Source organism: Paenibacillus apiarius, from assembly GCF_017052585.1.
In the GTDB taxonomy this organism is placed as follows: Bacteria; Bacillota; Bacilli; order Paenibacillales; family Paenibacillaceae; genus Paenibacillus_B; species Paenibacillus_B apiarius.
The window spans coordinates 2,386,208-2,408,505 of sequence record NZ_JAFFHZ010000001.1; the positions used below are offsets into that span (position 1 = coordinate 2,386,208).

At 51.5% G+C, this 22,298-nt stretch carries 21 protein-coding genes and 1 riboswitch; all 21 genes read left to right on the forward strand.

All coding sequences use genetic code 11. The annotated features are described in order from the left end of the window. The first annotated feature begins 91 nt into the window (after window positions 1-91). The 21 genes from spoVG (at window position 92) to spoIIE (ending at window position 22,254) form a co-directional block, all read left to right on the forward strand. Window positions 92-376, forward strand: a complete 285-nt coding sequence (gene spoVG, locus JSQ80_RS10895) for a septation regulator SpoVG (RefSeq protein WP_005545528.1) — start codon at window positions 92-94, stop codon at window positions 374-376. Between the two features lie 122 nt (window positions 377-498). Continuing rightward, window positions 499-1,893, forward strand: coding sequence for a bifunctional UDP-N-acetylglucosamine diphosphorylase/glucosamine-1-phosphate N-acetyltransferase GlmU (glmU, locus tag JSQ80_RS10900; RefSeq protein WP_272491114.1), 1,395 nt, complete (start codon window positions 499-501; stop codon window positions 1,891-1,893). 151 nt (window positions 1,894-2,044) lie between these two features. Further along, entirely contained in the window at window positions 2,045-2,998 is a 954-nt protein-coding gene (locus tag JSQ80_RS10905) for a ribose-phosphate diphosphokinase (protein WP_087434329.1), read from the forward strand. 121 nt (window positions 2,999-3,119) lie between these two features. Then, entirely contained in the window at window positions 3,120-3,680 is a 561-nt protein-coding gene (gene pth / locus JSQ80_RS10910; RefSeq protein ID WP_087434330.1) for an aminoacyl-tRNA hydrolase, read from the forward strand. A gap of 64 nt (window positions 3,681-3,744) precedes the next feature. Next, complete coding sequence (locus JSQ80_RS10915; RefSeq protein ID WP_087434331.1) at window positions 3,745-3,975, forward strand: anti-sigma-F factor Fin; 231 nt, start codon at window positions 3,745-3,747, stop codon at window positions 3,973-3,975. Window positions 3,976-4,202: 227 nt separating this feature from the next. Further along, window positions 4,203-7,733 (forward strand): transcription-repair coupling factor, encoded by a 3,531-nt coding sequence (gene mfd, locus JSQ80_RS10920; protein WP_206095315.1) that lies wholly within the window; start codon window positions 4,203-4,205, stop codon window positions 7,731-7,733. After that, a complete protein-coding gene (locus tag JSQ80_RS10925) occupies window positions 7,720-8,811 on the forward strand; it encodes a peptidylprolyl isomerase (protein ID WP_206095316.1) in 1,092 nt (363 codons plus the stop codon). The genes mfd and JSQ80_RS10925 overlap by 14 nt, the downstream gene beginning before the upstream one ends. A gap of 445 nt (window positions 8,812-9,256) precedes the next feature. Further along, on the forward strand, window positions 9,257-9,799 hold the full coding sequence (spoVT, locus tag JSQ80_RS10930) for a stage V sporulation protein T (RefSeq protein ID WP_087434334.1): 543 nt from the start codon (window positions 9,257-9,259) through the stop codon (window positions 9,797-9,799). Window positions 9,800-10,117: 318 nt separating this feature from the next. Beyond that, window positions 10,118-11,860, forward strand: coding sequence for a putative polysaccharide biosynthesis protein (locus tag JSQ80_RS10935; RefSeq protein WP_206095317.1), 1,743 nt, complete (start codon window positions 10,118-10,120; stop codon window positions 11,858-11,860). Between the two features lie 108 nt (window positions 11,861-11,968). Then, window positions 11,969-13,489 (forward strand): bifunctional methyltransferase/pyrophosphohydrolase YabN, encoded by a 1,521-nt coding sequence (gene yabN / locus JSQ80_RS10940; protein WP_206095318.1) that lies wholly within the window; start codon window positions 11,969-11,971, stop codon window positions 13,487-13,489. 185 nt (window positions 13,490-13,674) lie between these two features. Then, a complete protein-coding gene (locus tag JSQ80_RS10945) occupies window positions 13,675-13,947 on the forward strand; it encodes an HU family DNA-binding protein (RefSeq protein WP_019420292.1) in 273 nt (90 codons plus the stop codon). Then, the gene (locus JSQ80_RS10950; protein ID WP_206095319.1) at window positions 13,947-14,225 is read left to right on the forward strand and encodes an RNA-binding S4 domain-containing protein; all 279 of its coding nucleotides are present in this window, start codon (window positions 13,947-13,949) and stop codon (window positions 14,223-14,225) included. Before JSQ80_RS10945 ends, JSQ80_RS10950 begins: the two co-directional genes overlap by 1 nt. 161 nt (window positions 14,226-14,386) lie before the next feature. Continuing rightward, window positions 14,387-14,430, forward strand: a riboswitch (PreQ1 riboswitch). Between the two features lie 303 nt (window positions 14,431-14,733). After that, window positions 14,734-15,405: a 7-cyano-7-deazaguanine synthase QueC gene (gene queC, locus JSQ80_RS10955; RefSeq protein WP_206097551.1), complete on the forward strand. Its 672-nt coding sequence runs from the start codon at window positions 14,734-14,736 to the stop codon at window positions 15,403-15,405. Beyond that, complete coding sequence (gene queD, locus JSQ80_RS10960; protein WP_087434338.1) at window positions 15,402-15,890, forward strand: 6-carboxytetrahydropterin synthase QueD; 489 nt, start codon at window positions 15,402-15,404, stop codon at window positions 15,888-15,890. The genes queC and queD overlap by 4 nt, the downstream gene beginning before the upstream one ends. Further along, window positions 15,887-16,612: a 7-carboxy-7-deazaguanine synthase QueE gene (gene queE, locus JSQ80_RS10965; RefSeq protein WP_206095320.1), complete on the forward strand. Its 726-nt coding sequence runs from the start codon at window positions 15,887-15,889 to the stop codon at window positions 16,610-16,612. The genes queD and queE overlap by 4 nt, the downstream gene beginning before the upstream one ends. Before the next feature lie 46 nt (window positions 16,613-16,658). Then, entirely contained in the window at window positions 16,659-17,150 is a 492-nt protein-coding gene (gene queF / locus JSQ80_RS10970) for a preQ(1) synthase (protein WP_206095321.1), read from the forward strand. A gap of 74 nt (window positions 17,151-17,224) precedes the next feature. Then, a complete protein-coding gene (gene yabP, locus JSQ80_RS10975; RefSeq protein ID WP_087434341.1) occupies window positions 17,225-17,512 on the forward strand; it encodes a sporulation protein YabP in 288 nt (95 codons plus the stop codon). Beyond that, window positions 17,509-18,150, forward strand: a complete 642-nt coding sequence (gene yabQ / locus JSQ80_RS10980; RefSeq protein ID WP_087434342.1) for a spore cortex biosynthesis protein YabQ — start codon at window positions 17,509-17,511, stop codon at window positions 18,148-18,150. Before yabP ends, yabQ begins: the two co-directional genes overlap by 4 nt. Before the next feature lie 144 nt (window positions 18,151-18,294). Continuing rightward, the gene (locus JSQ80_RS10985) at window positions 18,295-18,621 is read left to right on the forward strand and encodes an FtsB family cell division protein (protein ID WP_176392865.1); all 327 of its coding nucleotides are present in this window, start codon (window positions 18,295-18,297) and stop codon (window positions 18,619-18,621) included. A 128-nt stretch (window positions 18,622-18,749) separates the two neighbouring features. Further along, window positions 18,750-19,235, forward strand: a complete 486-nt coding sequence (locus JSQ80_RS10990) for a S1 domain-containing RNA-binding protein (protein WP_087434343.1) — start codon at window positions 18,750-18,752, stop codon at window positions 19,233-19,235. A 514-nt stretch (window positions 19,236-19,749) separates the two neighbouring features. Continuing rightward, window positions 19,750-22,254: a stage II sporulation protein E gene (gene spoIIE / locus JSQ80_RS10995; RefSeq protein ID WP_206095322.1), complete on the forward strand. Its 2,505-nt coding sequence runs from the start codon at window positions 19,750-19,752 to the stop codon at window positions 22,252-22,254. Window positions 22,255-22,298 lie beyond the last annotated feature (44 nt).

A 22,298-nucleotide genomic window follows, 5' to 3' on the forward strand; every position in this document is an offset into this window, starting at 1 on the left:
AAAGTTTGTTTCTTGGCAAATTTAAGAAGGATTTTAGTTGCGCGTGTGGAATTATACACCAAGTCTTGATGGAAAAAGGTGGTGAACACACGTGCAAATTACTGATGTCAGACTCCGCCGCGTCAACACAGAGGGGAGAATGAAAGCAATCGCTTCGATTACGATCGACAACGAATTTGTTGTCCATGACATCCGTGTTATCGATGGTAACAACGGCATGTTCGTAGCGATGCCGAGCAAGCGGACGCCAGACGGCGAATTCCGCGACATTGCTCATCCGATTTCATCGGCGACACGCGAGAAGATTCAAGCTGCGGTATTGGCTGAATATGAGCGCGCAGCTACGGAAGAGGAAGTTATTGAAGAGGGCGCATAATTTTTTGGTTAATATTGGGGTTGCAAAGAAAGAGAGCCAATCATAGGGGGCTCTCTTTTCTTTTTGTTCATAATGAGATATATTCTACTATGGAGTAAAGGGAGAGCAGGAGGTCGAACGCTTTGAAAAGAATGGCCATTGTGCTTGCTGCTGGACAAGGCAAACGCATGAAGTCGAAGTTGTATAAAGTGCTTCATCCGGTGTGTGGAAAACCGATGGTGGGACATGTTCTAGATGCGGTAGAGCGCGTGCAGTGCGAGCGCACAGTCGTTGTCGTGGGACACGGTGCCGAATCAGTTCAAAGCTACCTGGGTCATCGCGCGGAATTTGCTTTACAAGCGGAACAACTTGGTACTGGACATGCAGTAAAGCAAGCAAAGGCGCTTCTTGATGGTGAACAGGGCATGACTCTCGTCATTTGCGGAGACACGCCGCTAGTGACATCGGAGACGTTGGCACAGTTGATGGAGCTGCACGCGCGTGCACAGGCGTCAGCGACGATTTTGACGGCTGAACTGGAGGAGCCGACCGGCTATGGCCGGGTTATTCGCGGCATGGATGGTTCGGTCTTGAAAATCGTTGAGCAGAAAGATTGCACGCCGCAAGAGCAGTCGGTGAAGGAGATTAATACGGGGACTTACTGCTTTGATAACGCAAAGCTGTTTGCGGCGCTGGAGCAGGTTACAAACCATAACGCCCAGCAAGAGTATTATTTGACTGACGTTATCGGCATTATGAAAGCGCAAGGAGAAACCGTACAAGCTTTTTGTACGGGTGATATCGGCGAGTCGATCGGCGTAAATGACCGATTGGCGCTGTCGGAGGCAGAGCGCTTGATGCGGGAGCGGATCAACAAACGCCATATGTTAAATGGTGTTACTATTATCGACCCTGCGCAGACGTATATCGAAGCGGACGTCGAGATCGGACCGGATACGGTGCTTGAACCCGGAACGAGTCTGAAAGGACGTGCGACCATCGGAGCGGATTGCGTGATTGGACCGAATACGGAAATTACCGATTCCTTCGTAGGCGAGCGTGTGCATATTAAGCAATCAGTGGTGCAGGAAGCCGTTATCGGCAGCGATAGCAGCGTAGGCCCGTTTGCGTATTTGCGCCCGGGTGCGCGCCTTGGCGAACACGTCAAGGTTGGCGATTTCGTTGAGATTAAAAATGCCTCTCTGGACGATCATACGAAAGTTTCGCATCTAAGTTATATTGGCGATGCGAAAGTAGGCAAGAATGTAAATATTGGGTGTGGGGCGATTACGGTCAATTATGACGGATATAATAAATCCGTTACGGAAATCGGCGACGATGCGTTTATCGGCAGCAATGTCAATCTCATCGCACCGATCAACGTGGGCAATGGAGCCTATGTCGTTGCAGGTTCAACGATTACACACCATGTTTCAGATAATGAATTGGCGATTGCCCGTGAACGTCAGGTGAACAAGCCGGGCTACGCGGATAAGATCCGCGCCCGTGCTAAAGCAAAGAAAGAACGGGAATCGTAAGCAATATAGTTGCGTCATCGCTTAATTATGGTTTAGCATGTAGATGAGAGCCTTTAAAGTTGAGACCATTAACGGATAAGCTAAGCAACACCATTAACGGACATTATTAAATAACGATGAACAAGAACCGGCACGGAGGGTTTTTAATATCATGACTTATTGTGATTCCAAGTTGAAAATTTTCACTTGTAACTCCAATCCTAATTTGGCGAACCAGATTGCAGAATACATCGGTATTCCGATGGGCGATGCAGAAACGAAGAGCTTTAGCGATGGAGAAATTCAAGTTAAGTTGTCTGAAAGTGTACGCGGTTGCGATGTCTATGTCGTACAATCGACCTGCTATCCGGTAAACGACAACTTGATGGAGTTGCTCGTAATGGTGGACGCATTAAAGCGTGCATCGGCAAAGAGCATTAACGTTGTCATTCCTTACTATGGCTACGCTCGCCAAGATCGCAAAGCTCGTTCGCGCGATCCTATTACGGCGAAGCTTGTGGCGAATCTGATCGAAACAGCAGGTGCGCATCGTGTTATTACAATGGATTTGCATGCGACGCAAATTCAAGGTTTCTTTGATATTCCAGTGGATCATATGCTTGGCGTCCCGATTTTGGCGCAGTATTTCCGCTCGAAGCAATTAGAAAATGTTGTCGTCGTATCGCCTGATCATGGCGGTGTCGTACGCGCCCGCAAATTGGCTGATTTCTTGAACGCGCCGCTTGCGATTATCGACAAGCGCCGTCCAGAGCCGAACGTCAGTGAAGTCATGAACATCATCGGGGATATCAAGGGCAAGACTGCCATCATTATCGATGACATTATCGATACGGCAGGAACGATTGTCCTTGGGGCGAATGCGTTGGTCAAAGCTGGAGTGAAAGACGTCTATGCTTGCTGCACGCATCCGGTTCTGTCCGGTCCTGCGATGGATCGTTTGGAGCAGTCTCCGTTCAAAGAAGTGATCGTTACAGATACGATCCCGATCAAGCATGAAAACCCGTCCAGCAAGCTGCATGTGCTGTCGGTTGCACCGTTAATGGGTGAAGCGATCATTCGCGTTCACGAAGAATTATCGATTAGTAAATTGTTCGAAATTGAATAAGGGCGCCAGCTCTTATGGAATTGTGAAGATGCAAGCAGAAGCAGTATAGTTGAACGAGGGTTACGTCTTTGGCTGCGGCCGAAGAAGTAACCCTTATCGGCATTTGAAAGGAGGAGCAGTCTTGAAATGGATTGTAGGTCTCGGGAATCCGGGAATGAAATATGCTTCGACGCGCCACAATATTGGCTTTATGGCCATAGATGAGCTCTCGAATCGCTTTGGCATCGACATACGGGAGAGCAAATGCAAGGCGTTAATCGGCGAAGGCCGGGTCGGCACAGAGAAGGTAGCTCTTATCAAACCGATGACATTCATGAACTTATCGGGTGAAGCCGTGCGTGCCTATATGGATTACTATAAAGCGGACATCGAAGATTTCATCGTTTTGTATGACGATATGGATACGGAGCTAGGCAAAGTGCGCTTGCGGTATCAAGGCAGTGCCGGGGGGCATAACGGCATCAAATCCATTATTCAGCATCTCGGGACACAATCTTTCAACCGGGTGCGGATGGGCATTTCCCGGCCGGAGCCAGGACGTGAAATCGTTGACTACGTGTTGTCAGGGTTTGCAAAAAAAGATCAGGACACGCTCCAGCAGACGGTGGACAAGACATGCGACGCAGTTGAGTATGCGTTAACGCATACGTTTGATCAAACGATGGCGAAATTTAACGGCTAATAGGCTAATTTGCTTTCATTAGGGACATACTAAACGGTATATTCCCTGAATTGGAGGCATATAGATGTCTGTGAACTATGTCTGCAAACATTGTCATACGTTAATTGGGCGCATTGAAGGAAGCGGCATTGATGAAACCCGGCTGGGCTTTCATCAGCTAACGCCAGAGGAGCGCCATCAATATATATTGGTTCATTCCAATGGAGACGTAACGGTGCGGATGACTTGCGATTATTGTACGGAAGCGATACAAATGCACCCCGAATTGTCGCTGCTGCCATCGCCTTTGCAATGACGGCTTGATATACGGAACATACGTCAGCCTTGGCTTGTTTGCCGAGGCTTATTTTGAATGAGCACTAAATCTAGCAGAACCCGTTCTTCCTTGTAGGGTTTAGGCGGCACGGTCCGTTTATACTTGGAAGCACGCGCGTAATATGTTGAAGGGCGAGAGGACTTCTCACTTTCGGACCTGAAACTAGCATACCGTAATTTTTTGGGTGAGAAAGAGGTGCCTGTCCTTTGTTAAATGCACTCATGCAAGCATTATCCGAAGAACGCGATATTGAATCCATTGCTGCCGGCATTCGCGCGGGAATGAAGGAACAATTAGTGTCCGGCATGTCAGGTTCGGCACGCCAAGTAATGATGGCCGCGCTCCATAAGCAGTTGGAACGGCCGGTGCTCGTGGTAACGCATAATATGTTTTCCGCGCAGAAGGTAGCGGAGGATTTGCAGGAGTGTCTCTCTTCAGACGAAGTGCTGCTCTATCCGGCGAACGAGCTGGTGGCTGCGGAAGCGGCCATCTCGAGTCCCGAGGTGAATGCGCAACGAATTGAAGTGCTGACACGCTCTGCCCAAGGCTTTCGCGGAATTGTCGTCACGCCGTATGCTGGATTGCGGCGGTTTTTGCCTGCCCGCGAAGTGATGGCTCAAGCGACTGTGTCGTTGACGCTAGGTGATGTGCTCCCGCTGGAGAAATTTTTGGACCAGATGGTGTCTCTCGGATACGAGCGGACCGAACGGGTAGAAACGAAAGGGGAAATGAGCGTACGCGGCGGCATCGTCGATATCTATCCGCTCACTTCGCCATTCCCGTACCGGATTGAGTGGTTTGACGATGAAGTCGACTCGATTCGATCGTTCGATCCGCACGATCAACGTTCTATGGAGAAGCTGAAGCAGTTGACGATCACGCCAAGCCAAGACTTGATTGCGGATAAGACACGCTTCGGCCAAGCGGCTGAAGCGGCATCGTCACGTCTGGAAGACCAACTATCGAAGATGGCCGATCGGCAGGTAAAGGATAAGCTGGAGCAAGAAATCGGCTATGAAATCGAACGATTGCGCGGTTCCGTCTACTTCAAAGAAATGTATAAGTATGTGTCAGTGCTCTATCCGGAGCAGCACACATTGTACGATTATATGCCGCAGGACACGCTTCTTATTATGGATGAGCCTGCGCGCGTCATGGAGACGGCGAAGCAATTGGATCGCGACGAAATGGAATGGAGCACGCACCTGCTGCAGAACGGCAAGACGCTGCCATCGCTCCAGCTTGGACTGAATGCAGATGATACGCTTGCCAAGCGTCCGTTCCAAACCGTCTTCATGGCGTTGTTTTTAAGACAGGTGCCGCATACGCAGCCGCAAAATATCGTTAACGTCATGTGCCGCACGATGCAGAACTTCCACGGTCAGATGAACGTGCTCAAGGCGGAAATGGAACGGTGGAAGAAGACCGGCGCCAACGTCATCATGCTTGCGAACGGAGACGAACGCGCGGATCGCATCCGGCGCGTGCTGCAGGATTATCAGATCCCCGAGCCGACCATTCTAAAGGGGAACTTGCAAAGCGGCTTCGAATTGCCGTCTGTCCATCTAGTCGTCATTACCGAAGGCGAAATGTTCTCGCAGAAGCAGCGCAAGGCGCGGCGGACGGAGCAGAGCGCGAAGATGGACAACGCGGAACGAATCCGCAGCTATACGGAGCTCAAAGTAGGAGATTACGTCGTTCATCAGAACCACGGGATCGGTAAATATATCGGCATCGGCACGTTGGAGATCAACGGCATTCATAAAGATTATTTGCATATCCTGTATGCCGGCGGAGACAAACTGTCCGTTCCGGTCGATCAGCTCCATCTTATTCAGCGCTACGTCAGCTCGGAGGAAAAGGAGCCGAAGGTTTATAAGCTGGGCGGTACGGAATGGACAAAGGTCAAGAATAAAGTCCGCTCATCGGTTAAAGATATTGCGGACGATCTCATTAAGCTGTATGCCGCAAGACAAGCTTCTTCAGGCTATGCCTTTGAGAAGGATACGCCGGAGCAGCGCGAATTTGAAGAAATGTTCCCTTACGATGAGACGCGCGACCAGCTTCGCACCATCGAGGAGATTAAAAAAGATATGGAGATGCCTCGCCCGATGGATCGCCTGCTCTGCGGGGACGTTGGATACGGCAAGACGGAGGTCGCGGTGCGCGCTGCCTTTAAAGCGGCGATTGAGGGCAAGCAGGTTGCGATTTTGGTGCCCACCACCATTTTGGCGCAGCAGCATTATGAAACGTTCCGGGAACGCTTTGCCGAATATCCATTCAACATTCAAGTAATGAGCCGATTCCGCTCGCGCAAGGAACAGAATGAGACGATTAAAGGCCTGAAGACAGGCGTTGTTGATATTGTTATCGGCACTCACCGTTTGCTCTCGCAGGATGTCGTTTTCAAAGATTTGGGCATGCTGATCGTTGATGAGGAGCAGCGCTTCGGCGTCACCCATAAGGAGAAGCTGAAGCGGCTCAAGATGAACGTGGACGTGCTGACGCTAACTGCAACGCCGATTCCGCGTACGCTTCATATGTCCATGCTGGGCGTGCGGGATCTATCGGTTATCGAGACACCGCCTGAGAACCGGTTCCCGGTTCAGACCTATGTGCTCGAGTATAGCGATGCGCTCGTGCGGGAGGCGATTGAACGGGAACTTGCGCGGAATGGCCAAGTATATTTCCTGTTCAATCGCGTTCAGGGGATTCACCAAATGGCAGACCATATCAAGATGCTCGTGCCGGAGGCCCGGGTGACGGTCAGTCACGGTCAAATGTCGGAGCAGGAGCTGGAGAAGACCATTTTGGATTTTCTCGACGGAGAGTACGATGTGCTCGTCAGCACGAGCATTATCGAGACGGGCGTGGACATACCGAACGTGAACACGCTCATCGTGCATGATGCGGACAAGATGGGCTTGTCCCAGCTGTACCAGCTGCGCGGCCGTGTCGGGCGTTCGAACCGGATTGCATACGCGTACTTTACGTATCAACGGGATAAAGTATTAAACGAGGTTGCGGAGAAAAGGCTGCAGGCAATTAAGGAATTTACGGAGCTCGGTTCCGGCTTCAAAATCGCGATGAGGGATTTGTCCATCCGTGGAGCGGGGAATCTGCTCGGCGCGGAGCAGCACGGCTTCATCGCCTCGGTCGGGTTCGACTTATACTCACAAATGCTTGGAGATGAAATAAACAAGCGGAAAGCCGAGCTGGATGGCATCGCAATCGAGGAACAGCAGGAGCTCTCTACGCTTATCGATTTGAACATCGACGCCTATTTGCCGCCGAATTATATTTATGATAGTATTCAGAAGATTGAGATCTATAAAAAAGTAGCCGGTCTTGCCTCATTAGACGAAGTCGAAGAATTGCGGGATGAACTCATCGATCGCTTCGGGGAGCCGCCCCTCGCCGTATTGCAGCTGCTTGCCGTTGCCCGGCTGAAGCTGTATGCGAAGCAGTATGGATTGGAATCCATTGTGCAACGCGGGGATGCGGTCACCTTAAAGGTCCACCCTTCGGCTGAACCGTGGTTAGACCGTAAGAAATTGGCTGCCATCGCCACTAGCATTGATCGACGTATTGCAGTAGACCGGAATACGCATGGCATCGTAAAAGTGAACGCGCGTGGAATGGACGCAATGCAGCTGTTGATGAAGCTTGAGCAATTCATGCAAGAGGCGAAAGATGCGATCAAATCGAAGGGAGAATTGCAAAATGTTGCAAAATAACAAGACGCGTTCCAAGAAGTGGCTAATGCTTGCATTGTCTGCAGTGCTCGCGCTTTCCGTATTGGCGGGCTGCGGCAAGAGCAATGCCGGTTCCGGAGCAGGAACAGCAAATAAAGACGACAGCAAAGTCGTAGCTACGTATGAAGGCGGAGAAATTACACAAAAAGAGTTCGACATAGAGTTAAGCAACATGCTGCTGATGTATCCGGAATATGCTCAGCTTATTAATATGGACCAATTCCGCGAATACTTCTTGAAGCAGCAGGTTGCTTATGAATATCTACAAGGCAAGGCATCCGACAAGTCCAAGACAGAGGGCGAGAAGAAAGCCAAGGAACAGCTGGAGACGATGAAGAAGCAGCAGGGCTTCAAGGAAGCTTTGACCGAGAAAAAAATAACGGAAGACGACGTCCTGAAGTATATGACGCGCATCCTGACCGTTGTCGTAGACTACAACGATAAAGTGACGGAAGACCAATTAAAAGCTCAATTCGAAAAAGACAAAAAGGAAATGACGGTTGCGTCCGTTCGCCATGTTTTGATTGGCTTTAAAGACAAGGAAGGCAAAGAGCGCAAGAAAGAAGACGCGCTTAAGCGGGCGAAGGAGATTTCTGCCCGCTTGAAGAAAGGCGAGGATTTCGCGAAGCTGGCGAAGGAATATTCCGATGACGGAGGCTCCGTAGAGAACGGCGGCTTGTATAAAGATACGCCTGTTGGCAACTGGGTGCCGCAGTTCAAGGAAGCGGCGCTGACGCTGCCGATTAACGAAGTGAGCGATCCAGTCGAGACGGATTATGGCTATCATGTCATGCGCGTGGAATCGCGTACCGTGAAGACGTATGACAAGTTGACCGAGGACGAGAAGACAACGCTGCGCACGCGTGCCGCTTCCGAAATCATGAACGGCTTTATGGAAAAAGATTTGGACAAGCTGATTAAGAAGATTGACTTGCCGAAGATGGAAGAAGCGAAGCCAGAAGGCGAGAAGAACGACAAGAAGGAAGACGCGAACAAAGAAACACCGAAGGACACTGGAGCGACAGACAAGAAAGAGGATAAAACGGAAGGAACGAAGTAATTATCCTCGCACTGCTTGAACATGGTTGTATAACAATGCAAAGCGGCTTCTCCCGTTTCGGGCAGAGGCCGCTTTTTTTGAGGGTTATATTCATGAATTGGAGAAATGTAGGCATACTATAAGTAGTTTCCTGTGGACATCGTAAAAGGACAAGTCGAAAGAACTATACCGATTCGACAAAAACAGATACTAAAACCAATTAGTGCTAAAGGAATTGGACAAAATGTGAAAATTATGAGAAAATGAACTAAAAAGTTGTCGTTTGATGTCGAAAAATGTGATTTTTTTTGCAACTTGGATGGCTTTTCCTACGTATCATGTGTATGTATAAGAACTTGGGAGTAGTTGAATACTATGGTCAGTGTTAGAATCCATACCGCATCTCTCCTAATTAACAATAATACAGTAGACCTAAAATTACTTACGGAAAGCGGGGCAACCATTTATGAAAGCTACTGGTATTGTTCGTCGTATTGATGACCTCGGACGTGTTGTTATTCCAAAGGAAATTCGCCGCACATTGCGGATTCGCGAAGGAGATCCACTTGAAATTTTTGTAGATCGTGATGGCGAAGTCATTCTAAAGAAATATTCCCCAATCGGAGAGCTAGGCGATTTTGCTAAGGAATATGCGGAATCTTTGTATGAGAGCACCGGTCATATTACGATGATTTCCGACCGCGATACTGTTATCGCGGTAGCAGGCGGTTCCAAGAAAGAATATTTGGACAAGCAAATCGGCATGCTGCTTGAAAATTGCATGGAAAACCGCAAGACAGTCGTCGAGACGAATTCAGGCAACTACGAAATCGTTAAAGACAATCAAGAACCATTCTCTTCGTTCGTAGTGGCTCCTATTGTAACGGGCGGCGACCCTATCGGCACAGTCGTGCTGTTGAATAAGGACGATAGTGTTAAAATGGCGCAAATGGAAATGAAAATGGCGGAAACGGCTGCTGGCTTCCTCGGCAAACAGATGGAGCAGTAATCATATATCTGCATAGAAGAACTCCTGTACGAATAAGGTGCGCGTCTAGCGTGAAACCTTAATGGTGCGGGAGTTTTTTTAATAAAAAGAGGCGGTCATCCATGTACAATGGCCCTTATGTTCATTCTTCCATACAATCAGAAGGGTGTTCATTAGAATCTCCATGTGAGCCCCGACTTCTGAAGGCTTGGGAGGATAGAGCAAAGGAGCAATAACAGCGCTATATGACCCGCGTTGCGTACGGCGCTTCCCATCCTTGCCCCGTAACCGATTATGATATAATACGGTACGAACGTTACAGAATGGGCGGGATGACACTTGAATGAACGAAAATCCCGCACGGCGGGACAAGTCGTATCCGGTGCGCTGATATTAGGGTTGGCTACGGTCGTGTCGAAAGTAATCGGCACGTTGCAAAAGATCCCGTTGCAAAATATCGGGGGAGACGGTATTTTCGGTATCTATAATGCGGTATACCCGTTCTATGTTCTGCTTGTCGTCGTCGCTTCGGCCGGGATTCCGGTAGCGGTCGCCCGCTTGGTGGCGGAATGTGAGGCGGCCGGTGACGAACGGGGCTCGCGGCAGGTGTTGCATGCGTCCTGTGCGCTAATGTCCGTTACGGGCCTTATAGGCTTCGCCGCGATGATGTCAGGAGCGGAAGCGATAGGCGGATGGATTGGCAACCGCCACACCGTGCCGGCGATCCAGAGCTCGGCATATGCGCTGCTCGTTATGCCGCTCGCCGCAGCCTTAAGAGGATATAATCAGGGGCGCGGGGAAATGAATTCGACAGCCGTGTCGCAAGTAATTGAGCAGACAGGCAGGGTGACGGTCATGATTGCGCTGCTGCTATATTATACAAGTCATGGTGCAGCAGATGAGACGGTGGCCGCAGGGGCCACGTTCGGATCATTTGCGGGCGGCGTGTGCGGTTTGCTGACAATGGGGATATACTGGTGGATAGAGCATCGCAAGCGGCCGAACCGCATGGCAAGGCAACGGAAAGACACTTTTGCCGCAGCCACAGATGAAGCTGTAACGGTTCATTCCGTGCAGCAAGGGGGACGGCAGCGACCGGATAGCGCCGTTGTTCTGGTTGGGCCTGCTTCACGCCGACAGGGGGGCGGGTCGCCCACGCTCTGGACTATGATGCGGCGTCTCGCCTGGACGGCTCTGCCGATCTGCCTTGGCGCAATTGTGATGCCGGCCGTGAATGTGGTCGATGTGTTCACGGTGCCGCGCTTGCTGCTGGAGCAAGGCTTGAGCGAAGCCGGGGCGCTTGCGCAGTTCGGCATATATAGCCGCGCGTTTCCGCTTGTGCAGCTTGTCACGATGGTCGCGGGTTCGCTTGCCGTCGGACTTGTGCCAACGGTAGCAGAGGCGGTACGGCGGCAGGATGAGCCGCAGCTCCGCGCAATCATTCAAGCGTCACAGCGCTGGGCGTGGCTGCTTGGCCTGGCCGCCACGGCAGGGCTCATCGCTCTGGCGGAGCCTATTAACGTGGCGCTATACACGGATAACGCCGGATGGACGGCGTTCGTGCTGGTCGCTTCCACGGCGGTTAGCGGCGTCTTCCAAGCGGTTACCGCCGCTTTGATGCAGGGCATGGGCGCAGTCAGGGCCCCGGCGCTGCATCTGCTGGCCGCCGCTTGCGTGAAGGCGGCCATGAATGTGTGGCTCGTCCCGGCTTACGGCATTGCCGGGGCAGCCACTTCCGCGGCAGCGGCGCTCGCCCTCGCAGCGGCGCTGAATGCGCTCGCGCTGGCACGCGCCAGCGGCGTCGGCATCGCCGCCTGGGGGGCTCGCAGCGGACGGCTGGCGCTTGCCCTCGCCGGCATGGCCGCTGCCGTGTGGCTGGCTGCGGCGTTGCCAGCGTGGCTTGGCGCCAGCGGGCGCTCGGGCGCGGCGTTGGCTACGGCCGTCGGCGTGCCGCTCGGAGCGGCAGCATTCGCTGCGCTCGCTGCCGCGCTTGGCGCGGTAACGCCGCAGGAGCTCGCCACCGTGCCGCGCATCGGGCCGCGTCTGGCCGCATTCGCGTCACGTCTTGCGCGGCGCTCTTAGCCTCGCGGCACAAGCGTTGCCTTGGCGGAGGCTGCCAGGCCATGAAGCCGCCTGGTGCGATTTCATTCAGGATAGGAACATGACCTTTATCATAAAGGAGGCATCATTATGCCCGGTAATATTACGGTCGTCGGCCTTGGCTCCGGCGATGCCGGCCAGTTGACGCTGGCCGTATGGACTCTGCTGCAGCAATCTCCGCACATCTATGTGCGCACGGAGCATCATCCGGTTATGTCTTTATTCGGGGAGCACGGAATTTCGTACCGCTCTTTCGATCGCATTTACGAGACACAGGAAGACTTTCCGTCCGTTTATGCCGAGATATGCCGTGAACTGATGGCGTCGGCTGTTGCCAATCCGGAAAGCACGATTGTATATGCCGTTCCAGGCCATCCGATGGTGGCGGAAGCGACGGTCCAGCTGCTTAAGGAACGCTGCCCCGATCAGGGGGTTGCGTTGAAGATTGTCGGCGGAGAGAGCTTTCTCGATCAGGCGTTCACAGCGCTCGGATTCGATCCGATTGAAGGCTTTCAATTGCTGGATGCGTCAGGGCTTCAGCCTGCTGGCCTGAATCCACGGTTGCACACGGTCATCGGACAAGTGTATGATACGTTTACGGCTTCTGACGTGAAGCTAAGTCTGATGGAGATCTATCCGGATGACTACGAAATCACGGTTGGTCATGCGCTCGGTGTTGAAGGAATGGAGAAGATTGTGCGCGTGCCGCTTCATGAGCTCGATCATCTGGACGGCTACGGCAATCTGTCGCTCATCTGGGTTCCGCGCACAACGGATGATGCGGTGCGGAACCGCACGTTTGGCCGCCTGCACGAAATTGTGTCCATCCTGCGCAGTCCGGAAGGATGCCCGTGGGACCGGGAACAGACACATCAATCGATTCGGAAGAACCTTATCGAGGAAACGTATGAGGTGCTCGAAACGATCGACGAAGATGATCCGGCACATATGCAGGAGGAGCTCGGCGATTTGCTGCTGCAAATTATGCTTCATTCCCAGATGGAGGAAGAAACGGGCACATTCGGCGTGTACGATGTCATTCAGGGGCTGAATGAGAAGCTGATCTTCCGTCATCCCCATGTATTTGGGGACACGCATGCAGCGGATGCTGAATCGGCTCTCGGCAATTGGGAGCAGATGAAAGCGGAAGAGAAGCGCCGCAAAGGGATTGCAAGTGAAGCAGCATCCGTTCTGGACGGCGTGCCGAGAGATTTGCCGGCGCTGATGAAAGCCTACAAATTGCAGAAAAAAGCGGCTAAGGTCGGCTTTGACTGGGATCGTGTGGAAGATGTACTTGACAAAGTAGCCGAAGAATTGCAAGAATTGCGAGAGGCGATTGCTTCGGCAGATTCGGCAGCTGGCGAAGCGGATAAGGATAAGCATATGATTCATGCGGCCGAAGAACTGGGCGACGTGCTGTTCGCGGTCGTTAATGCAGCACGCTTTATATCCGCGGATCCGGAAGAGTCGCTCACCCTCACGAACCGCAAATTTGTGCGCCGATTTAAATATATCGAAGAGCAGCTTCGTATAAACGGCAAATCTTTTGACCAAACTGATTTACTAGAAATGGAGCAGTGGTGGCAGGAAGCGAAGCGGCTCGAACCGTAACCCGGGCGTGCAGCGGCCCTAATATTCTCTATTTTTCGCCAAAATATGAAAAAGTGCCGCAACCGGGAAGGAATTTTCTTAAAAAGCAAGAATACATACATGCATTAAGTATTCCGCGGCTCAAGCGTCAGCTTGCAAGCCAACACACTCTATGAATGAATAAGAGGACTGGGAGGCCAATACACATGAACAAAACTGATTTGATTACTAACATCTCTACAAAAAGCGGCTTGACTAAGAAAGACGTTGAATCCGTCCTGAACGGTTTCTTCGGCGAAGTAACAGACGCATTGTCGAAAGGTGACAAAGTTCAACTGATCGGCTTCGGCACATTCGAAACTCGCAAACGCGCAGGCCGCACGGGCCGCAACCCGCAAACAGGCAAAACGATCGAGATTCCTGAATCCGTCGTTCCAGCGTTCAAAGCGGGCAACAAACTTAAAGAAGCAGTAAAATAATGCGCCTGGACAAGTTCCTGAAAGTCTCGCGACTCATTAAGCGGCGTACCGTTGCGAAGGATGTGTCCGAACAGGGACGTGTAGTCTTGAATGGACGTGAAGCGAAGCCGAGCACGTCCGTTAAGGTCGGCGACGAGATAACGGTTCAATTCGGACAGAAGCTCGTCACCGTCCGCGTAGAGCGTCTCCAAGAGACGACGAAGAAAGATGAAGCCGCGGGCATGTACACGCTGCTGAAGGAAGAAGCCATTCCGAAATCGAACGACTTCGGCTGGTAGAAGCCATATGCATGACAAGAAGAAACGGTTCTTCCCTTTGCTGAAGGGAAGGGCCGTTTTGTGCGTTCCAGCATGTATCTAGCTAAATATGGTTTTGAAACTTGCGCCTGCATTCTCTATAATGAATAGCAACTGCATACACTCCGCGAGGACCATACCTTGCGGGAGAGGTTCGCAATCTCCCTCTATAAAAAACTAAGGCTGACAGTATCCTACGGATCTAGTAGAGACAGTTCAAAAAGTGGTTTTTTTGAACGCTCACTAGTATGTTTCCTTAGTGCTGTCTTTTTTGTGCTCTGCAAGTCCGGTTTTAACGAAGTCACTCATTTACACTTGTACTTGCAGCACATGCCTTTCGCCTTGTTCAAGAATGCAAGTATGCGGGCGCGTCCCGGTGATGGCAGACGAGGGAACAAGAAAGGATGAGAACAATATGACAACAGAGAATAATTACACCAATGTGCAGGGCTCCACTGACGCATGCACATGCGGCACCGGGAAGGTCGAGATGCCCGCGGAAAAGGCGGTGGTCGTCTTCAGCGGCGGTCAAGACAGCACCACGTGCTTGTACTGGGCCATGAAGCGCTTCGGCGAAGTGGAGGCGATTACGTTCGATTACGGACAGCGGCACAAGAGCGAGTTGGAATACGCGCAGCGGATTGCGGAGAAGCTGAACATCCCGCACCGCATTCTTGACATGTCGCTGCTCAATCAGCTGGCGCCGAACGCGCTGACGCGGGAAGATATTGACATCGCGCATGAGGAAGGGCAATTGCCGAACACGTTTGTCGAAGGACGCAACCTGTTGTTTTTTTCGTTCGCGGCGATCTATGGCAAGCAAATTGGCGCAAAGCATATCGTTACCGGTGTCTGCGAAACCGACTTTAGCGGTTATCCAGACTGCCGCGACATATTCGTCAAATCATTAAACGTTACGCTCAACCTGGCGATGGATTACGGCTTTGTCCTGCATACGCCGCTGATGTGGCTGAATAAAGCACAGACATGGCGTCTTGCCGATGAGCTCGGCGCATTCGACTTCGTGCGTACGGAAACGGTCACCTGCTATAACGGGCTGCCTGGCGACGGGTGCGGCGAGTGTCCGTCATGCAAGCTTCGCCGAGCGGGGCTGGAAAGCTATTTGGCGGAACAACAGCAGGAAGAGGGGATGAACGCATGAGTGTGCCGGGACCGTTTCGCATTGTAGACAAGCTGCAGGCGTTAGGCACGGACATTTCACGGGAATCGCTGCGCTATCATCGCCATCGGGTGCTCGTAAGCAAGGAATTTACCTTTGATGCGGCTCACCATCTGCACGCCTATGATGGCAAGTGCAAAAACCTTCACGGCCATACGTACAAAGTCGTATTCGGATTAAGCGGATTTGTGAACGAGATCGGATTGGCGCTCGATTTCGGAGACATTAAGGACATTTGGAAGGAGCGCATTGAACCGTATGTCGATCACCGTTATTTGAACGAAACGCTGCCTCTGATGAACACGACGGCGGAAAATATGGTTGTCTGGCTGTATGAGCAAATGGATGCTGCGCTGAATAAGGAACCGTACGCGGATCGATGTGAAGGCGGTCGAGTGGAATTCGTGCGCCTTTATGAGACGCCAACAAGCTACGCCGAGGCCAGACGGGAGTGGATGTGCTCATGACGATACCGGTGCTGGAAATCTTCGGCCCGACGGTGCAGGGGGAAGGCCTGCTTGTCGGCCAAAAGACGATGTTCGTGCGCACCGCCGGCTGCGATTACCGTTGTTCATGGTGCGATTCCTCCTTTACGTGGGATGGATCGGGGAAAGAAGACATTCGCCCGATGACGGCACAGGATATTTTCGGCGAATTGAACAGACTGGCTGCTGGGCGCTTTGAGCATGTCACCCTATCAGGCGGCAATCCTGCCCTGATACCTGACATGGGCGAGCTCGCCGATCTGCTGCATGCGCAAGGCATTCGCTCCGCAGTGGAGACCCAAGGCTCGCGTTGGCAGGAGTGGCTTATGCGCATTGATGATGTCACGCTGTCCCCGAAGCCTCCTAGCTCAGGGATGAATACAGATTACGAGCGGCTGGATGACATTTTGAACCGGCTGTGGAACCGTTCCGAACGCAGAGGATTATGCTTGAAGGTAGTCGTATTCGACGAGCAGGACTTGCAATATGCCATTGGCATCCATGAGCGGTATGCTGACATTCCATTCGTCCTGCAGACGGGCAACGACGATGTTCGCAGCTCCGATGATGAAGAGCTCATACGGAATTTGCTGCGCAAATATGAATGGCTTATTGACCGCGCCGCCGCTGAACCGAGGCTGAATCGGGTTCGGGTGCTGCCGCAGCTTCATACGCTTGTATGGGGCAATAAGCGCGGCGTATAACACGAGGTAATATGAATTTACAAGAGAGTTCGAGAGGAGCTTACTTATGGCAGGCAGAAATGAAGCGGAACTGCAGTTGCACCAGCTCGGCGCCAAGACGGAATATCCGTCAGACTATGCGCCGAATGTATTGGAATCGTTTGACAACAAACACCCGCACCGTGATTACTTTGTCAAATTCAATTGTCCGGAGTTCACGAGTCTATGTCCAATGACAGGCCAGCCGGACTTCGCAACGCTGTATATAAGCTACATCCCCGATCGGAAATGCGTTGAGAGCAAAGCGTTGAAGCTATATATGTTCAGCTTCCGCAATCACGGCGATTTCCATGAAGACTGCGTCAACATCATTATGAACGATCTTATCGCCCTGCTCGATCCAAAGTATATCGAGGTATGGGGCAAGTTTACCCCGCGCGGAGGCATTTCCATCGATCCGTATTGCAATTACGGACGTCCGGGAACAAAGTACGAAGAGATGGCATCCTATCGGCTCATGAATCACGATATGTATCCGGAAAAAATCGATAACCGATAACGATTGCGCAACAATCGGAGTTCTATTCTTCCGTCCCCTTCATAAGCTAGTGTTGAGAAGGAGGGGTACATGCTATGATCGAATTATCGAAATCAACGGCCAAACGTCAGGAAGTCAAAATGCTGAACCGGAAGCTGCTTGAAATTAGCGGTGTAAACAAAGTGGAGAGCTTCGACAGCGAAGAGTTCTTGCTGGATACCGAGTGCGGATTTTTGACGATACGCGGCCACAATTTGCATATTAAAAACTTAAGTCTCGAACAAGGCCTCGTCGCCATTGAAGGCACGGTCAACTCCCTGACCTATTTGGACGCGAACGCTCAAGATAAATCCAAGGGCTTCTTCGGGAAGTTATTCAAGTGAGCCTGTATACGCAGTGGATGACGGTCTTGCTCATGATGATGAGCGGGCTGGCGCTGGGTTTGGTGTATGACAGCTATCGCGTCGTAGCGGGGCAATTCAAATTCCCGCGATGGACTATCCCCTTCTTGGACGTCATGTATTGGCTTGCTGCGACGTTGTTCGTGTTTCAAATGCTCGTCAAGGGCAATCAGGGAGAATTAAGGTTTTACGTATTCCTTGGACTGGCCTGCGGGGCATGGCTCTATGCGGTCATCCTCAGCAAGCTGGCCGTCACGATCGTGATGTGGTTGGTCAAGGCGATGAAGGCGATCGCGCGTTTCGTGCTCCGTTGCCTCTACGTCCTTATCATTATGCCATTGAAAGCGGTATGGTTTTTTACCAAGGGCTTCATTATATTTTTGAAATCGGTCGCTATGTTCCTTATCAAAATTGTGCTACAATGTTTAAGACCGCTGGCACTGCTTGTGCTATGGGTATTCCGGCCGCTTGTCATGCCGGTATGGAACCGCTTCGGGATGACGGAGCGAACGATGAGAACATGGCGGAAGCTGAAGCAGACGGCTCATCGCATCACTGCTTGGATGAATCAGGGTATACAGTTCATTGGACGCGTCATTCATCCGAAGAATAAGCAATAATAACTGTGTCGATCAGTAATCTCATTCACCTCGCAGTATCGGATTGTCCTTGATCAGACGACGTAAGAGTCGTACCGCCCGTTTCATAGGGAGCAATAGAGGGTATACGTAAAAGTGGACGATTGAACTCAAGGAGGTGTGCGTATGTCTGTGTCTGTTTCCCGAACACCAGACCGCTATCGCGATAAGAAAATAGCTGGAGCGAAACGCAGGCTGCGTCTGTGGACAGCCTTTATGGTACTGTTTTTGGGATGGGGCACTTATACGTACATTACTCAAATGTCCACAATGGAAGATTTGCGTCAGGATCTGAAGGTGCGCGAGAAAGAAAAGCAAGCTGCGGAGCAAATCCGCAATGAGTTGAAGCAGGAGGTGGATCGGCTCAATACGACCGAATACATTCTCCAGATTGCGCGAAGTCGAGGCATGGTGCTGCCTGATGAAGTCATCATCCGAAAACACGATGAATAGGCGTAAAATCGGGACAACCGTCGGTTGACCAATATCGCGCCGTTACAGTATAATCACCACATAAGCATTGTTTTTGTTGATCAGGGCAATGTTTCGTTCAACATTTTAAGGGAGGAACATTTTATTCTATGACAATTGAAGTGGGCACCAAGTTAGAGGGCAAGGTGACAGGTATTACGCATTTTGGAGCGTTCGTTGATCTGTCGGGAGGTGTCACGGGACTGGTTCACATCTCTGAAATTGCCGATAACTACGTCAAGGACGTGAATGACCATTTGAAGATTGACGATATCGTCACGGTCAAAGTTATTAACGTCGACAAGGACGGCAAGATTGGCTTGTCTATTAAGCAAACGATCGATAAACCTGCATCGGAACAGAGACCTCCAAGAGGACCCCGTCCGGACCGTCCAGGACCTCGTCCTGATCGTCCAGGAAGAGACGGCGGCAGGTATGGACAAGGGAACCGGGACCGGGGGGGACGCAAGTCGCCTAATTTCGCTTCTTTTGAGGATAAAATGTCGCGCTTCCTGAAGGATAGCGAAGAACGCATTTCTTCTTTGAAGAAGAACACGGAATCCAAGCGCGGAGGCCGTGGCGCTCGTCGGATGTAATGAATATATAAATGCAAGCCGCAGGCCGGGTTATCGGCGTTGCGGCTTTTTTAATGTGTGGCAAGCTTCCTTCCTGCCTTTTCAGGGTACGGAAGGTTTTTTGTATTAGCCGGACGCCGTGCGTCTGTTTCCGTGCTGCGGCTACCGTGATACCATATACCGTCCTCCACGTTGTGACGGAATCGGGGGTTCGTCGCACGCCGTTTGTCGGCTGTACTTTTTTTGTCGGTGGAGTCGGCGCTTACGACAGGTTATTACGCCATTCCGTATGCTTTACCCCCGATTAGTCCCCGCTTCACGTGGAAGCGTTACAAAAATGTGACAACGCCGCTGCTGCGGAGAGGAGGGAGAAGAGGCCGCAATCCCTTGTCAGGCTGTGCTTGTCCGTTTTTTTGCATGAGGCTCAACTCATGTCGGAAAGTTTTTTGGATGGAATTCCTTATTATGACAAACTATTTTGATTCCCTTTTCTATAATGAGAGCACACAATTCATAGAATAGGTGGTGCTAGGCAATGAGTAAGACGAAAGTAATTCCGTTTCCGAAGAAAAGCTGGCAAGGTGGCATGGACGGTGAAGGGGTATGGGCGCAGAGCGCCAACAAATGGCGTTTGGAGCGATTCAGACGCGTCCTTGGCACACGCAAGTGGACAATTATGTTCGTCTTAATTGGATTTTTGCTTGGACGAGCCATGATTTTGAATGAGTTGTTTCCGTTTGCAGCAGCTTTTTTCGCGGTTATTTACTTTACTCGCCGTGAACTGGCGACATGGGTAGGAACGGCGTTGCTTGCCGGCAGCTTGTTCGCCCCCATGCCGATTACGCTTATGATGGGAATGCAGCTCTTGCTCATTGTCCTCCTGCACCGCGGGTTGAAAGCATATGAACGAACGGATATGAATGCCGCTCCGTTTATGGTATTCAGTGCCTCGCTCATCGTAAAGTTATTCGTCACCTTCGTATCGACATCATTTACATGGTACGCCTTCCTGATGGACTTTACCGACGCCATTCTTGGCTTGGTGCTCACTTTGGTGTTCATACAGGCGCTGCCGGTGCTGACGATGAGCAAGCGCAATTACACGTTGCGGATCGAGGAAATGATTTGCCTGATGATATTGCTTGCCTCTGTGATGACGGGAGCCGTCGGTTGGACAGTCCAGTCGCTCCAGCTCGATCATATATTGTCGCGATATTTTGTCCTTCTGTTCGCGCTTGTCGGCGGCGCCCCGCTCGGAGCTTCCGTAGGAGTCGTGCTGGGCCTGATTCTAGGCCTTGCCGAGCCGAGCTCTTTGACGCAAATGAGCGTATTGGCGTTTGCCGGGCTCTTGGCCGGGCTGCTGCGCGAAGGGAAACGCTGGGCCGTCGCCTTCGGCATGCTGCTGGGGACAGCGATTCTGTCCGTCTACCTGGGGCCCCCGACTCAAGTGATGGCTTCTACCTGGGAGACGATCGTCGCTGCGGCGCTGTTTTTGCTTACTCCTAAATCCATATGCTTGACCTTGGCCAAGTATGTGCCTGGAACGAACGAACATGCGAAGTCGCAGCATGAGTATGCGAAGCGGGTCCGGGATATGACCGCTGATCGCGTGCAGCAGTTCTCGGGAGTATTCCGTCAGCTGTCAAGCAGCTTCAAGCAGACGGCCAATACGGACAACCCGCTTACAGATGATGATAAGGCGAATAGCCTCATCGAATCGGTATCTGCCGTAACGTGCACCGCTTGTCCTAGACGCCAATCCTGCTGGAGCCACAAATATGTGCAAACGATGACAGTGATGACACAGATGCTGCACAAGGTGGAGGATCAGTCCGAATATTCCGAATGGAAAGGGAAGCACATGCCCCAGACATGGAAGAGCCACTGTATGAAGGCGCAGCAGGTGATCGCTCTGCTGCGCGACCATTCTATTCGCTATCAACATGATGAGCATTGGCGCAAGCAGATTCAGGAGAGCAGGCATTTCGTGGCCAATCAGCTGGACGGAGTATCGCAAGTGATGGATGACTTGGCGCGGGAAATCCAGCGGGAAGGACAGGAACTCTTTATGCAGGAGGAGCAAATTCGGCAAGCGATGGAGGACTTGGGCTTGTCTGTGCATCGGGTAGACATATTGACCTTAGAACCCGGACGCATCGAGATCGAAATGATACATTCCTTCACGGACGGCTATGACGAATGCCGCAAATTAATCGCGCCGCTATTATCGGATATATTGGGCGAGCATATCGCCGTGCGCGAGGAGCGGATGACAGGGAGGGAAGGCCATGGGATGGTAACCTTTGTATCGGCTAAAGCATTTGAAGTAGAGAGCGGTCTCGCCAGTGCGGCGAAGGGAGGAGATGTGTTATCGGGGGATAGCTTCAGCGCTTTGGAGCTCGGAAGCGGTAAGTACGCAGTTGCTTTAAGCGACGGGATGGGCAATGGAGAGCGGGCCCGCATGGAGAGCAGCGCCACTTTGAATTTGCTGTCTCAGCTGCTGCAGTCAGGCATAGACGAGAAGCTGGCCATTCAATCGGTAAATTCTGTACTGATGCTTCGTTCACCGGACGAAGTGTTTGCGACCGTCGATTTGGCCATCATTGATTTATACTCAGCCAATGCAACCTTTATGAAAAGCGGTTCAATTCCAAGCTTTATTAAGAGCGGAAGCGAGGTGCGTTTAGTTTCTTCTGGAAATTTGCCGATAGGTATCATACAGGATATTGATATCGAGCTTGTTGATTCTTCATTACAGCCGGGAGACATACTCATCATGATGACAGATGGCATTTTTGACGCGCCAGGACCTGCGGTAAATAAGGAAATATGGATGAAGCGCCTAATCAGTGAGCTGGAGACGGATGATCCGCAGGAGATCGCAGACATTTTGTTGGAAACGGTCATTCGCCATTCCAGCGGGCAGATAGAAGACGATATGACGGTCGTCGTCACGAGGGTGACGAGGCATCAGCCGCAGTGGGCCACTCTGCATTGGAATGGGCATGATCGAATGGACCGCCCGCTTACGGTAAGTTGACACTTGTACTTCCTGGTGTTGAAAAGTAATCTTTTTGAACATGT